This window comes from Paenibacillus sp. FSL W7-1332 (genome assembly GCF_037969785.1).
GTDB lineage: Bacteria > Bacillota > Bacilli > Paenibacillales > Paenibacillaceae > Paenibacillus_AQ.
This window is the reverse complement of the sequence record NZ_CP150209.1, coordinates 2,748,955-2,762,740: the sequence shown is the minus strand read 5'-3', so window position 1 is coordinate 2,762,740 and position 13,786 is coordinate 2,748,955. Positions and strand designations below refer to the sequence as shown.

Annotated in this window: 12 protein-coding genes; 6 read left to right on the top strand and 6 right to left on the bottom strand. The window is 49.0% G+C overall.

Annotated features, from left to right (window positions below; translation table 11 throughout):
* Positions 1–14: 14 nt before the first annotated feature.
* Positions 15–962: an aldo/keto reductase gene (locus MKX98_RS12255; RefSeq protein WP_220685793.1), complete on the top strand. Its 948-nt coding sequence runs from the start codon at positions 15–17 to the stop codon at positions 960–962.
* 140 nt (positions 963–1,102) lie between these two features.
* On the opposite strand, the gene MKX98_RS12250 is transcribed toward MKX98_RS12255, so the two are convergent.
* The 5 genes from MKX98_RS12250 to MKX98_RS12230 form a co-directional block, all read right to left on the bottom strand.
* Positions 1,103–1,645, bottom strand: a complete 543-nt coding sequence (locus MKX98_RS12250) for a DUF6022 family protein (protein ID WP_339223156.1) — start codon at positions 1,643–1,645, stop codon at positions 1,103–1,105.
* A 197-nt stretch (positions 1,646–1,842) separates the two neighbouring features.
* The gene (locus tag MKX98_RS12245; protein ID WP_339223154.1) at positions 1,843–2,430 is read right to left on the bottom strand and encodes a TetR family transcriptional regulator; all 588 of its coding nucleotides are present in this window, start codon (positions 2,428–2,430) and stop codon (positions 1,843–1,845) included.
* Positions 2,431–2,455: 25 nt separating this feature from the next.
* Positions 2,456–3,250, bottom strand: coding sequence for a DNA alkylation repair protein (locus MKX98_RS12240; RefSeq protein WP_339223152.1), 795 nt, complete (start codon positions 3,248–3,250; stop codon positions 2,456–2,458).
* Positions 3,247–3,702, bottom strand: a complete 456-nt coding sequence (locus tag MKX98_RS12235) for a VOC family protein (RefSeq protein ID WP_339223150.1) — start codon at positions 3,700–3,702, stop codon at positions 3,247–3,249. The genes MKX98_RS12240 and MKX98_RS12235 overlap by 4 nt, the downstream gene beginning before the upstream one ends.
* Before the next feature lie 132 nt (positions 3,703–3,834).
* Complete coding sequence (locus MKX98_RS12230; protein WP_213645066.1) at positions 3,835–4,155, bottom strand: hypothetical protein; 321 nt, start codon at positions 4,153–4,155, stop codon at positions 3,835–3,837.
* A 133-nt stretch (positions 4,156–4,288) separates the two neighbouring features.
* On the opposite strand from MKX98_RS12230, the gene MKX98_RS12225 reads away from it, so the two are divergent.
* Both MKX98_RS12225 and MKX98_RS12220 read left to right on the top strand, forming a co-directional pair.
* Positions 4,289–4,570 carry a GNAT family N-acetyltransferase gene (locus tag MKX98_RS12225; RefSeq protein ID WP_194542003.1) on the top strand — a complete coding sequence of 94 codons (282 nt, stop codon included), beginning with the start codon at positions 4,289–4,291 and terminating at the stop codon, positions 4,568–4,570.
* Positions 4,571–4,775: 205 nt separating this feature from the next.
* The gene (locus MKX98_RS12220; RefSeq protein ID WP_339223147.1) at positions 4,776–7,796 is read left to right on the top strand and encodes a PAS domain S-box protein; all 3,021 of its coding nucleotides are present in this window, start codon (positions 4,776–4,778) and stop codon (positions 7,794–7,796) included.
* A gap of 85 nt (positions 7,797–7,881) precedes the next feature.
* On the opposite strand, the gene pepF is transcribed toward MKX98_RS12220, so the two are convergent.
* Positions 7,882–9,684, bottom strand: coding sequence for an oligoendopeptidase F (gene pepF / locus MKX98_RS12215; RefSeq protein ID WP_339223145.1), 1,803 nt, complete (start codon positions 9,682–9,684; stop codon positions 7,882–7,884).
* A 558-nt stretch (positions 9,685–10,242) separates the two neighbouring features.
* On the opposite strand from pepF, the gene MKX98_RS12210 reads away from it, so the two are divergent.
* From MKX98_RS12210 to MKX98_RS12200, 3 genes are all read left to right on the top strand, one after another.
* Positions 10,243–12,204, top strand: a complete 1,962-nt coding sequence (locus MKX98_RS12210; RefSeq protein ID WP_339223143.1) for a DNA mismatch repair protein MutS — start codon at positions 10,243–10,245, stop codon at positions 12,202–12,204.
* A gap of 70 nt (positions 12,205–12,274) precedes the next feature.
* A complete protein-coding gene (locus tag MKX98_RS12205; protein ID WP_339223141.1) occupies positions 12,275–12,793 on the top strand; it encodes an N-acetyltransferase in 519 nt (172 codons plus the stop codon).
* A 125-nt stretch (positions 12,794–12,918) separates the two neighbouring features.
* The gene (locus tag MKX98_RS12200) at positions 12,919–13,782 is read left to right on the top strand and encodes a class I SAM-dependent methyltransferase (protein WP_339223139.1); all 864 of its coding nucleotides are present in this window, start codon (positions 12,919–12,921) and stop codon (positions 13,780–13,782) included.
* The last annotated feature ends 4 nt before the right edge of the window (positions 13,783–13,786 follow it).

The following is a 13,786-nucleotide window of genomic DNA, read 5'->3' as shown; positions in this document are numbered from 1 at the left end:
AGGAGGATATGAATATGAAATATATATCAATCAAGGGATTAAACAAACCTGTCTCTGCGCTAATGAAAGGAACGGACTACTTTTATCATGATTCGTATGAGAAAGCAGCCGCGAATATGGATGCATACCTGGCTATCGGCGGCAATTCCGTTGATACCGCCCACATCTACTGTGGAGGTCAAAGCGAAGAAGTGATCGGCAGATACATGCAGGAAAGAGGTAACCGGGATCAGATCGTCATATTGACCAAAGGTGCCCATCATGACCAGAATGGTCCGCGCGTAAATAAAAAAGACATCAAGAGCGACATCACAACGAGTTTTGAGAGACTGCAGACGAATTTCATCGATCTGTATGCTCTTCACCGTGACGACCCGGAGGTTCCGGCAGGTGAAGTTATTGAAGCTCTGAATGAGTACATTGCCGATGGGAGCGTTGGCGCCATTGGGGTATCCAACTGGACGTGGGAGCGCATCCGGGATGCCAATGCCTATGCCGAAGCGAATGGACTGGTCGGTTTCTCCTTCAGCAGCCCGAATCTCAGTCTGGCCAAACCAAACGAGCCGTTCTGGAAAGGCTGCGTCTCAGCCGATGCAGAGACGATTGCGTGGCATGAAGCTGAGCAGTTTCCGCTGCTCTCCTGGTCTTCCCAAGCGAGAGGATTCTTCACCGGCCGGTTCACACCGGAAATTCGGGACAATGCGGATCTTGTGCGGGTATTTTATAGCGATGCGAACTGGGAACGGTTAGAGCGTGCCAAGCAGCTGGCCGCTTCGAAGAATGCGACGGCCATACAGATTGCGCTCGCTTACGTGCTGAACCAGCCCTTCCCGACCTGTGCGCTGATCGGTGCGCAGTCTGCGGAAGAATTAAAATCCTGTGATGAGGGTTCAACCATCCAGCTGACGAGGGAAGAATTAGACTGGTTAGACCTAACGATCGATCAGCTGGCTTCAATCTAAATGTTAAAAGCGCCTTGTGCCAGGATATTTTCATCCTGCTCAAGGCGCTTTTTATAGGTTAATGACCCGTCTGATATTCTACGCAAGCGCGAATCATCTCCCGGCGGGTAGAATAATCGCGCTGACAGAGCTTTCCTTCCTTACTCCTGTACACCCCGAAGATATGCTTCATATTCAACCGTAAACTCGAGCGCTTCCTTAAAATCCGGGGATTTAAGCGAAAGGGCCGCGACGACTTCCTCTTTTCCTCTCTCATGCAAGGCTATGATCCGAGGCTGCCTTGGGACGCGAAACTGTGTATGGTCATGATATACAACGGTAACGATGGTGCCGAGCGGCTCCTTCACCGGCGAATAAACCGTGCTCCACATCCAGCGCTGTTGGTCTGTCCCTTCCTGACTTCCCCATTCTCTTGAGATGTCGAAGTTACCCGGGAAATTAGGTTCAGGACGTATTCCCATCTCCTTTAATTGTTTATGAATCGGTAAGAATAACAGGTTCAAAAACGTCCCATACGCCGCATCTCCAGCCTCGTTGTATGCCTTCAGCAGTTTTTCCTGGTTTACGGTAAGTACGGTTTGCCAGTTCCCTTCAATGTGTTCGGAAATGTAGCTTCCGATGGCTTCGATCGGGTTATCCTGTTGTTCTTCCAAAAACTCCTGCAGCGGCTTCATTGATTTCATGTTTAACCCCTTCCATTTCATGGATTTTGGATGTACTTCTCCAGCATACAACATTCATGCAAATTGTAAGGTTTGCTGGATATCCGGTCCATATTAGGGGAAAAACCTTCTCTAGTGCTTTAATCTCATACGGATATGTAGGCCGCCGTAACATCATGCCCGGATCCGAATCACACCGTAGTTTAGTTATCAAGGGATCAACATACTCTAAACCCCTGTAACATGCCGGTAATCACATCCATCGTTTCCTCGATGCCCTTATCCGTTTCCGGCATTTGAGCAACCCACAGCGAGCATTCGTTTAAAGCGCCGGACAAGGCATGCGTCATAGCATCAACCGGAACGGTCTTCATCATTCCCTGATTCTGCATGAAGGCTAGCTGTTCCTTAAGGTGACTCATCGAATTCTGCTCGTCCATCTCGCGCCAAGACTCCCACCCTACGACACTCGGACCGTCAATGAGCATAATGCGCTTATTCTGCGGCTCTACCACGGTCGCAATAAAAGCCCGACAGCCATACAGAAGCTGCTCCCAAGGATCCTCAGAGCTATCTGCTTCCGCCTCCACACGCTGCCCAATTTCCGACTGCACTAATTCTAGCACGGCAAGAAACAGCCCTTGTTTATTCTTAAAATGATGATACAGCGCACCGCGGGTAACTTTAGCTTCGTCGGCAATCTCCTCTAGTGCCGCATTGGCATAACCTTTTTCCGTGAAATGTGTTCTGGCTACCTTCAGCAGCAGCTGTATAGTTTCGTTAGCTTCGCTTTTGGTTCTTCTCATAATTCGCGTTTCTCTCTCCTATGCATCATTCGGATGCTATTCTCATGGACGTTAGTAGCTTCAGCACTTCCTGATCTCCGCTCTTGGCCATGGATCTTAGCGAATGCTGAAGTATCCAAGGACCGTACATCCCACACGATTCCAGATGTTCAAGCAGCCAGGGAAGGACGGTATCCCGGTAATCTTTGTTTAGATCATGAAGATGATTCGCAACCGATTTGCGGACATAGCCAGAGGAATCCTGCAGAAGGGGCTCTAGCAGTGCCAAATTGTGGGCGGGATCTCCCTTGATCACTGGAATTCGCTTTGCCCACGGCAGACGAGGCCGGGTACCTTCACTAACCAGGCGACGGACATGCGAATTATCATCCGAAAGCCAGTCCTTCAAAATTTCAAGACACAGATCTTCATAATGGAGCAGAAAGGGCCTAATCGCATACTCCGATGTGTGCCGTTTGGTAATTTCATATAACGCGTTCATCGATATTTCAAAGTGATCAAGCCCATATCGTTCCACAAAATATGCAATCGGCATGAGAAAATACCCTTCCGTGAACATTCCTTGCTCTGTTTCATTCTCTGGTCCTATGATGCCGAGTAAAATCTCCAAACTATCCGGATAACCAAAGGGCAGGGCCTGCTGCAATTCTTCCGCAATAACGGCTACCCTTCCTTTCAATTCAAGCGTCGCTGTCTTGCGGCTTACGGCTTCAATGAAAACCTCCGAGGGAAACTCCGGAGCAAGCGGCTTAATTCGATCTGATAAAAGAATCGCCAGTTCTCTTCCAAAGTAGTCCTTTAATGCGGTGGATGTACTCATTTACCGGGCTGGCCATCATCCGTGGACCACACATCTTCATTATACAGCTCCATAAATGCTTGTGAAGGCGGAATGACTTTAATCATATCGATCAGCACCCCATTCGGGTCACTGGTAATAAAGTGCCTCTGCCCAAATTCCTCATCCCGTATATCCAGATGAAGCGGCAGCTTTTCGTGGATGATCAGCCTTTGATACTCGGCATCCACATCCTCCACCTCAAAATTAAGAATCAATCCCTGCACTGGTTTCTGAAAGGAAGACGGTACCGTGGGATGATTTTTGGACAAGAGGGCCATTTCATAAGCGCCTTGTCCCTGGTCTCCATTCTTCAGGCTTACATACCAATCCGCTTCAAAAACAACCTCAAATCCAAACAACCGTGTGTAAAACTCTGTGCTCTCGGCAACCTTCTCTGTCATGATAACGGGATAAAATCCTTGCAGTTTCATCTGGAAAACATCTCCTTCTAAATGGGATGAATCCAATTTAACATACAAACAGAATGTATGTAAATGAGTTTTTTTTTGAAAATTTCCACAAAAAAAAAGAACCTGCAGTCCAGAGTGCAGGTTCTTCGCTTGCTACCACAACAAGCTGACAGCCAAGAGATTAAACAATGCTAGCGGCAATATTACATTAGGATTAGGTCCGTATGGCGCAAAGGGCGGATATCCGGGAAAGAATCCTCTGTTACCTTGTTCTACAAGAATGTACACATTTTTTGCGTCTACGTTTATAACGACGCCTTCGATAGCTTCATCATCCATCGTATGCACTCTTACCTTGCGATTCACCACATTTTTCATAGCAGCATGGGCGCTTTCTCTATGCTTCTTCATGGAATGTACCAGATGGTGATCGCATTGAAACAGCATTTGCGGTTGCGTTGAATAATTGTTCATGATGCTCCTCCTTCGTTCTCTTCTACCCGCATTGTATGCAAATGTCCCGTCAAGGGTGTTCGCCTATGTGAAATCCGTTTAATGCATAGCGGATACGGGTATAGTACAACCAGATGAAGGAGGGTTAAACATCATGGACAATCGAAATATACAGACAAAGCCCGGCAGCTTTTTTATTGAAAACAATGGAAAAACGGTAGCCAAAATCTCCTACTCGCCTCAAGGAAACGGAGTGATCAGTATCGATCATACCTATATCTCACCCAGCCTGCGAGGGCAAGGAATCGCCGACGAACTCGTGCGAAAAGTAATAGGATACGCTCGGGAAGAAGATTTGAAAATCATCCCCGCTTGCTCTTATGCCGGGCATTATTTTGACAAAAACGTCGACGAGCGTGACCTGCTGCACAAATAAAAAAGAGGATTAAAACATCATTCGTAAACGGATGTACCGTAAGGTTAATCTCGCCAGCCATAAGGATGCTCCTCTTATCGGTTGGCTTTCACGCGCCTTGATGTCCAAGTTCAAATGCAGCACTGGTATTTACTATTGCGATAGAGTGATCCTATCCTCTATGATCAAAGGGTATAGCTTAAGTTAGGGAGGCATCTATATAATCATGAGGCAAACAGCGGAACATTGGGTCTGGGAACAGATGTTTGATAAATTGCCTATGGGGGCGATCCTGATCTCTGCGGTTGACGAGCCTGTGGCGAAGGTTAATGATCGTTTCTGCGAACTTACCGAATCCAAACGTTCAGACCTGCTTCAGCTCAAACCTTCCGAAATCCAAGTTCTATCTAATCTATCGATTCAACAAATATTGCAATCATTGACATATGAACAAACGTCCACGCTCAAGAGAGACTCATATTTTATCCGCCGTAACGGAGAGCAAGTCCATGTCTCTGTCTCGATTTCCCTGCTGAACCACCCCGCCCCTGGAGAGGCTCCATGGATATTATGCTGTATAGAGCCCGGGACCGTACAGGAGAAATCGTCTTTGCCGCCGACCATTAAGAATGATGAACTCCTTGCACTCATTTCCAAGAGCGGACAAGATCTTATATCCATCAGCAGCGCTGATGGCATCATCGAATACATCTCACCATCTGTGACGGAAATACTCGGATACACCCAAGAAGAAATGACGGGCCAATGCCGGATCGATTACTATCACCAGGTGGATTCCGAGCAAATGAAAGAACCGGGCAAGCTGTTTTCAGAGGAAGATAGTTTCGTTCGACGCATTCGCCATAAGGACGGGCATTATTTATGGTTTGAAACGTCTTTTCAGTTAATTCGGGGAGCTCACGGCGAGGTTAACAAGGTTCTGGCCATTGGACGAAACATTACCAAGCGCAAAACGGATGAGGATACGCTGGCCCATGCGCAGCGGATTGCCAAGATCGGTTCCTGGCGTTGGGACTTGATCACGCATACGCTCACCTACAGCGATGAAATGAGGCGAATTTACGGATATCAGATCCGTGCCACTGAACCAAACCATAACACGCTGCTGTCATTGGTAGTTCCGGAGGACCGTGAGCGGCTCGAGGCAACCGTGAGCAGGGCCATTCTAGGAAAAGCGGATGAAATCATCTATCGGATCCAGCTTCAGGACGGTCAAATCCGAACCATCCGAGCTCAATGGGAAGTCTCCGTTACGAATGAAGGCAGACCTATGGAGATGGTCGGCATGGCGCAGGACATCACCGAGCAGGTGCTGATTGAACAGCAGTCGCTGGAGAATGAAAACAAGTACAAGCTCATAACCGAAAATTCCCTTGATTTCATATCGAGTAGCACCATTGACTGTTCAACGTTTCTTTATTGTTCACCTTCCTGTTATTCACTGCTTGGATATCGTCCGGATGAGATGGTTGGCACCAGTATATTCGATTATGTATACGCGGAGGATATCTTACCGCTACAGGACTATTTTAACAATTGCCTGGACGGCAAATTGCTCACACCGATCACCTTCCGTTATATACATAAGGATGGCAGGCACATCTGGTTTGAAGTCAATTGCAAGTACATCAGCACGCAGGACGGCCATAAGAACGAGATCATTTCGATTGCCCGCGACATTTCCGAACGAAAACTGATGGAATTTAAGCTAAAAGAAAGCGAGCAGCGATACCGTTCTCTTTTTGAATATAATCCGTCGGCCGTATACTCCATGAATTTGGATGGCGACTACTTAACGGCCAACCAGAATCTGCAGGAACTGACGGGATATACACTGGACGAGCTGATCGGGATGTATTTCGGACCGATTGTAGCGGAAAAGGACATGGCTCGCACGTTGTTTCATTTTAACCAGGCAACTGAAGGCATACCTCAGAGCTATGATCTAACGATTATCCATAAGGATGGACATCCCATCGACATCAATACGATTAACATCCCGATTTTCGTAGATGACGAAGTCGTCGGCGTCTATGGCATTACCCGAGATATCACCGAGCGCATACGAACCATGGAAGAGATCAAGAAGCTGAGCCGGGAGCTCACCCTTTTGCTGAATACGGTGTCCGAAGGCATTATCGGGCTGGACATTCACGGACACGTCGCATTTATCAATCCGGCAGGCGCAGCGATGCTGGATTATGAACCGGCCACCACCATCGGAAGACCTTGCGACCAGATCATCAAAGAAATTCGCCATGACGGCACTTTTTATCAAGGGGATGATTCTCCGCTTGTTCGAGCCGTCCAACAAGGCGTACCGCTGTCCAGAGCCGAAATCGTGCTTTGGCGGGGCGACGGCACCAGCTTTCTGGCAGATTATCAGGTCAATCCAATCTGGGACCAAGGCGAGCGCAAAGGCGCCGTTATGGTATTCCGCGATATTACCGACGAGAAAGAAATCATCCGGGCGAAGGAGAATGCCGAGCGGGCAGATCAAGCGAAAACGGAGTTTCTGACCATGATGAGTCACGAACTCCGCACGCCGATGAACGGCATCATCGGCATGATTGAGCTATTACGAACGACCGAGCTTGACGAGGATCAGCTGAATTACACCGATATTTTGATGGAGAGCAGCAGCTCGCTGCTGCACATCCTGAACGAGATTCTCGATTTCAGCAAAATCGAGACCGGCAATATGACACTCATTCAGGAACCGATCGATTTACGTTCCTTGCTTGAAGTCGTCGTAGATTTATTCTCGGCCAAAGCCAAAGAAAAAGGGTTATCATTATCCTGCAGCATTAACGGCTCCACTGTTCCCGATGTGATCATCGGCGACGCTCTGCGGCTGCGGCAAGTACTTGTTAATCTCATCAGCAATGCCATCAAATTCACGCATGAGGGCAGCATCACAATGAGTGTCGAGGGACTGCGCAGGACCGGGACCCAGGAAATCACGCTTGCTTTTCAAGTAAAGGATACGGGAATAGGCATCCCTGCTGAACAGCAGCCTCAGCTGTTTACCTCCTTCTCGCAGCTTCACCCATCCTTGAATCGCAAATATGGGGGTACGGGATTGGGGCTGGCAATCAGTAAAAAACTGGTCGAGCTGATGGGTGGGGTCATCGGCGTCGAGAGTCGCGAAAATGTCGGATCCTCCTTCTACTTTACGATCCCGACCCGTACGCTGCAGGAGGATGTCACGGACAAACAAGCATAGGCGTCTCTCCCCTATTCTCTACAAGAAAAGGGTGATCTACAGCGATGAGCTGTGGACCACCCTTTTCCCATATATGCAAATGGTATTATTCCTCGTACAGGGACTCCAGTTCGTCGACAAGCGATCCAACATATGCAACCGCTTTGGAGATCGGCTCGGAAGTGGACATATCGACCCCTGCCATAGCCATTAATTCCAGCGGACTCCTGCTGCCTCCGGCCTTGAGGACTTGGAGCCAGCGGTCTACAGCCGGTTGACCTTCCTCGCGAATCAATTGTGCTGCAGCTGTTGATGCGGTTAGTCCAGCGGCATACGTATATGGATAAAGACCCATATAATAATGCGGCTGTCGCATCCAGGTAAGCTTTGCTCCTTCATCGAGCTCAACCACGTCACCCCAGAAATCGGATAACACAGCACCTTTTAGCTCAGATAGCTTATCTGCGGTAATCGGCTCATCGGCCATCGCATGGCGGTATACCCGTCGCTGCATTTCCGCTTCCAGAAGGTGAGTCACATAGTTATGGTAATACGTGCTCAGAAGCTGAAGAATAACAGAGCGCCGCATCCGCTTATCCTCGGATTGACTGAGCAGGTGGTCTGCCAGCAGCAGCTCGTTCATCGTGGAAGGCGCCTCGATAAAATACAAGGAAGGACGGGCATTGGTGATACGCTGATGGTCCGCTGCCATCATCAAATGACCAGCATGCCCGACTTCATGCGCTAAGGTGAAGGCATTTCGCATATTGTCCGCCCATGCCATCAGGATATAAGAATGCACTCCGTATACGGAGGAACAGAACGCTCCTGTAGACTTACCAATATTATCGGCATAATCCACCCAGCGCTTGGAGAACGCGGATTGAACGATCTCGCCGTATTCAGGACCCAGTATCGACAAGGCACTGGAAATCGTGGAGCACGCTTCTTCATAAGTAATGCTTGGATTGAAATCCGTGTCCATCGGCGCTTTCAAATCGCAGAACAGCATTTGATCCAGCCCGAGCACGCGCTTCTTCAGCTTCATCAGTCTTCGCATATGCGGAGCTAACTCCGTCAGAATGGTATCATGAATGTTGTTGTACATCTCCATCGTCACTTGCTGCGGCTTCAGCAGCATGTCCGTTACGGAATCATACCCGCGAAGCCGGGACATCACCACCTGTTTCTTCACTTCGGTGGCGTATGCCTCGGCAAATGTATGGCGCGATCCCTGCAGTGACTTCGTGAACGAGGCATAGGCCTCGCGCCGAAGCTGCGTATCCTCTGACATTTCGTAAGAATTCTCGTACAGGCGGAACGAGACCGGCTTGGTTCCGTCATTCACTTGAATATCGTCAAAAGTCATATCCGACAGCTTGCTGCGCAAATAGATGCGGTAAGGGGAACCGAGCACCTCTCCCAGCGATGCCAACACGCTTTCCGTCTCAGGACTCAAGCGGTGAGGCTTCGATTCCAGCAGCAATGTCAAACTTCGGGCATAAGGAACAAGCCCGTCTTCCTTCGTTATGTATTGTTCGATGATTCCATCCTCGAGATCCAGCAGCTCCGATTCAATAAACGTCAGGGAAGATTGGATGCGTGAGAGAACATCGCCCGTTCTGGCCGAATTTGCCAGGTTGGCCGGATTGGTTCCGTCTTCCGATTGTCGTAATCTAGCATACGCCCCGACTTTGCTAATGCTCTCCATCAGAGCTTCCTGTTCGTTCAAGCACTCCAGAAGAACGGTCGCACCCTCTCCCAGCCTGCCTCTGAATCGAGTCAATTGAGCAGCTTGCGATTCAATCGCTTTTAATCCCGCTTCGAATGCTTCTTGCGAGACAAACAAATCATCCAGATTCCAAGTAGCCTCGATTGGAACCTCACTTCGTGTCAGCAATTTCCCCATGGATATAACTCCTCTCGTGTCTTGTCCTCTCATGATTGACGCCAGCAGTTACTATGGATAAGCAACTGTATAACAATTCCATCATATCACAGTTTTTTAAGGGATCGTATCCGCTTTTCGACCTTGACTTGTGACCCTATTTATGGATATAGTTATTTCATACTCTTATCTAAAGGAGAGATTTTGATGTCGGTGGTCGTTCTTAACTAACCAAATTTCATATGGATCGAAATGTAAAATTTTGGGCATTTCCTGTAAAGGGATATGTTTATTTTTTGATGGATTTTCATTTCGTCCGTTGAATTAGTTAAGAACTGCGGATATCAATGGAAGCCCCTTTAGGGTTTATTCAGATATGATATGGTCATCCGTGCTGAGTTCAGCACGGATTTTTTGGGTCTCCCCCTCCTTTTATTCAAAAGGGTTATTTGGAGCCGTCCCATAACGCCATGCCATCAGAATAACGATCTATGGGCGGAAAGCGAACCTTAGTAGTTCGCTTTCCGCCCTTTTTGTGTTGTATACCATCCATTTTATAGTCAAAGGAGAATGTAACCCATGAAACCCTTCGCATTAAACAAATTGGAGTACGAGAAAATACGCACCGAACTTGAACGCTTTGCCGTATCGTATCTGGGCGTCGAGCATATCCGGAAGATGGCACCCCTCACCCAGATGAAAGCCATCCGCAACAAACTGAATGAAACGGAGGAAGCCAAAACCCTGCTCCAGACCGGAGCTAGCGTCCCTATTCCTTCACTGGAGGGCATTGAAATGATCCTGGATCTGCTCGGCACCGGTTACGTGCTGTCTGAGCGCGATTTCGGGAATATGGTCCAATATCTGAGAAGCTGCCGTCAGCTCATTCAGTATATGAAAGCCAAGGAGGGCATTGCTCCATTGATCAGTTCCTACGCCTCATCCATGCATGAACTGCGTCCACTTCTGTCCGAAATCGAACGCAGCATTCACGGGGGACGTGTTGTGGATAGCGCCAGCAAAGATTTGGCCAAAATCCGCAAAAAAATCATCGTAGCCGAGGAACGGATCAAGCGTAAGCTCGACAGCCTGATAAGCCGTTACAAAGGGATCATGCAAGAGCATGTCATCAGCAAGCGCGGAGATCGTTACGTGCTGCCCATCAAGAAGGAGCACCGTAAATCCGTGAATGGCTCGATTCTGGATGAATCGGCCAGCGGGCAGACGGTATTCATCGAGCCCTCCGACTTGCAGGGACTTCAGATGGAATTGAATTTCCTGCACGCCGATGAAGTCCGCGAAGAAACGAAGGTGCTGAGTGATTTGACTGCACTTGCCGAGCAATATCAATTCGAACTGAGAACCAATGCCGACATTGTTGGAATCTACGATTACATCATAGCCAGGGGCAAGTACGCCGTTTCCATCGGCGGGCGCAATGTAAGCCTGAACCAGGAGGGGGTCATCCATCTAAAATCCGCGGTGCATCCTTTAATCGGCTCCACGATGGTACCGCTGGACTTCTCTATCGGGGAGCGGTATAAAACCTTGATCATTACAGGGCCTAATACCGGCGGCAAAACTTCTGCTCTGAAGACGGTTGGTCTCATCACCGTTATGGTGCAATCCGGTCTGCTGGTTCCTGTCGCGGAAGGCAGCCATTGCGCCATCTTTGACGAGGTTTCCGTCGATATCGGAGATGGGCAGAGTTTGGAGCATGCCCTCAGCACGTTCTCTGCGCACATTCGCAACATCCGCGACATTTTGCAGACAGCCGGCCGGTCCACGCTTGTACTGCTCGATGAAATGGCTTCGGGAACGGATCCCGGTGAAGGCGTTGGATTGTCGATCGCCATCCTGGAGGAGTTGAGTCAACGTCAAGCAACGGTTGTGGTAACCACCCATTTTACCGAAATCAAAAATTTTGCCGAGCGCACCTCCGGCTTTGAGAATGCCCGCATGGAATTTGATGCTGACACACTCGAGCCGCTCTATCGTCTGCGGATTGGTGAAGCCGGGCACAGTTATGCCTTTGTCATTGCAGCGAAGCTGGGCATACCGGAGTCGATCATTGCCAGATCGCGGGAAATCACGGAAGCTGGAGCGGCAAGAGCTAACACGGCCCTTATCCAAAAGGTAAGCTCAGAGTCCGATGATAAGGCTGAAGAAACACGTCCGGAAGAATACGGTACGTTGCCGACAGACAAACAGGATAAGCTAATGAATGATGAAGATCATCAAGAAGAAGATTCTCCCTCTTCCCTCTATCAATTAGGCGATCGTGTCTATGTGCCTTATTTGAAACGAAGCGGAACCGTGTATGAAACCATCGACGGTAGAGGTAATATCGGTGTGATGATTCAGAAGGATAGACTGAAAATTAACCATAAACGGCTGAAGCCTTATATTGCAGCCAAGGATCTTTATCCGGAGGATTATGATCTTGATATTGTTTTTGAGAGCAAAGAGAACCGGAAGAAGCGTAAACTGATGAACCGCAAGCACGTTGAAGGACTGCAGATCGAAACGAAACCGGAATAACGAAACTCTTGTCGGTGGGTAGACCAGGATATCAATAAGAATGCTAAGGATTTTCGGAGGAGAGATTACGATGAACATACGTACAGAAACCAAGAACGATTACGAGAAGGTCCAAAACCTTCTCACTCAGGCTTTTCCCGGACAGGAAGAAGCGATTCTAGTGCGGCGGCTGCGGGAAGATAAAGACTTTCAAGGGGAATTATCAATCGTAGCGGAAGAAGATGGGATCATCAAGGGACATATTATGTTCAGCCGGTCTAGCCTTTTTGACGGGGTTCATAGGCATCACGTGGCTGCGCTAGGGCCGCTGGCCGTGCTTCCGGATTATCAACGACAAGGGATCGGCGGGAACTTGATTGAAGAAGGCAAACGGCGGTGTCTCTCGCATGGCTATCCACTTGTTTTTCTGTTCGGTCATCCGGCATATTATCCCCGTTACGGATTTGTGCAGGCCAGAGCCTATGGAATCGACATCACCCAATTTACGGTTTCCGATGAGGTGTTCATGGTTGCCGAGCTTCAGCCGGGCGCGCTCGATCACCTGCATGGCGTATTCCGTTTCCACTCCGCATTCGAAGATTTGGGGTAAGTCGAGCTTCAAAGTCCATATCATCCCGAATAGGTTTGATCAAGCCGGGGAATCCTTGGTGGCATTCAGCTTCTGATATGTTGTACAATAAAATCTAAATGACTATTTGAAGGATGGTTTTCAACATGTATGTAGCTCAGGATTGGCAAGATTACGAGGTCATCGATACCGGAGGCGGAGAGAAGCTGGAACGCTGGGGCGACGTGATACTCAGACGTCCGGATCCGCAGATCATATGGCCGATTGAACGCGAAGATGGACAGTGGCGCATTGTGCACGGACACTATCACCGCAGTTCGTCGGGCGGCGGGCAATGGGACATGAAAAAGCAGCTTCCGGACCGATGGACCATCTCATACGACCAATTGAAATTTCATATTCGACCAACCAATTTTAAACATACCGGTTTGTTTCCGGAGCAGGCAGCCAACTGGCGCTGGATGATGGATAAGATCGCTTCTGCCGGACGTCCGGTCAGCGTGCTGAACCTGTTCGCCTATACCGGCGGAGCAACCGTCGCGGCCGCCTCGGCCGGAGCTCAGGTTGTTCATGTGGATGCTGCGAAGGGGATGGTTCAATGGGCCAAGGAAAACGCGGCATTGTCCGGACTTGCCGACCGTCCTATCCGTTATATCACGGATGATGTGTTTAAATTCGTGCAACGGGAGCAGCGGCGGGGGAACAAATACGATGCGATCATTATGGACCCTCCATCTTATGGCCGCGGACCAAGTGGAGAAACGTGGAAGCTTGAGCAAAGCTTGTATCCCTTCCTCGAAAGCTGCATGAGCATCGTATCGGATAATCCGCTGTTCATGCTGATTAACTCCTATACAACCGGAATCTCCCCTACCGTTCTTAATAACATGCTGACCATGACCATGAAGCCGAAATACGGCGGTACCATCAGTGCGGGAGAGATCGGATTGCCGATTACCCGCTCCGGCATGAACCTGCCGTGCGGCATCCTGGGTCGATGGGAGTCCTGATTCA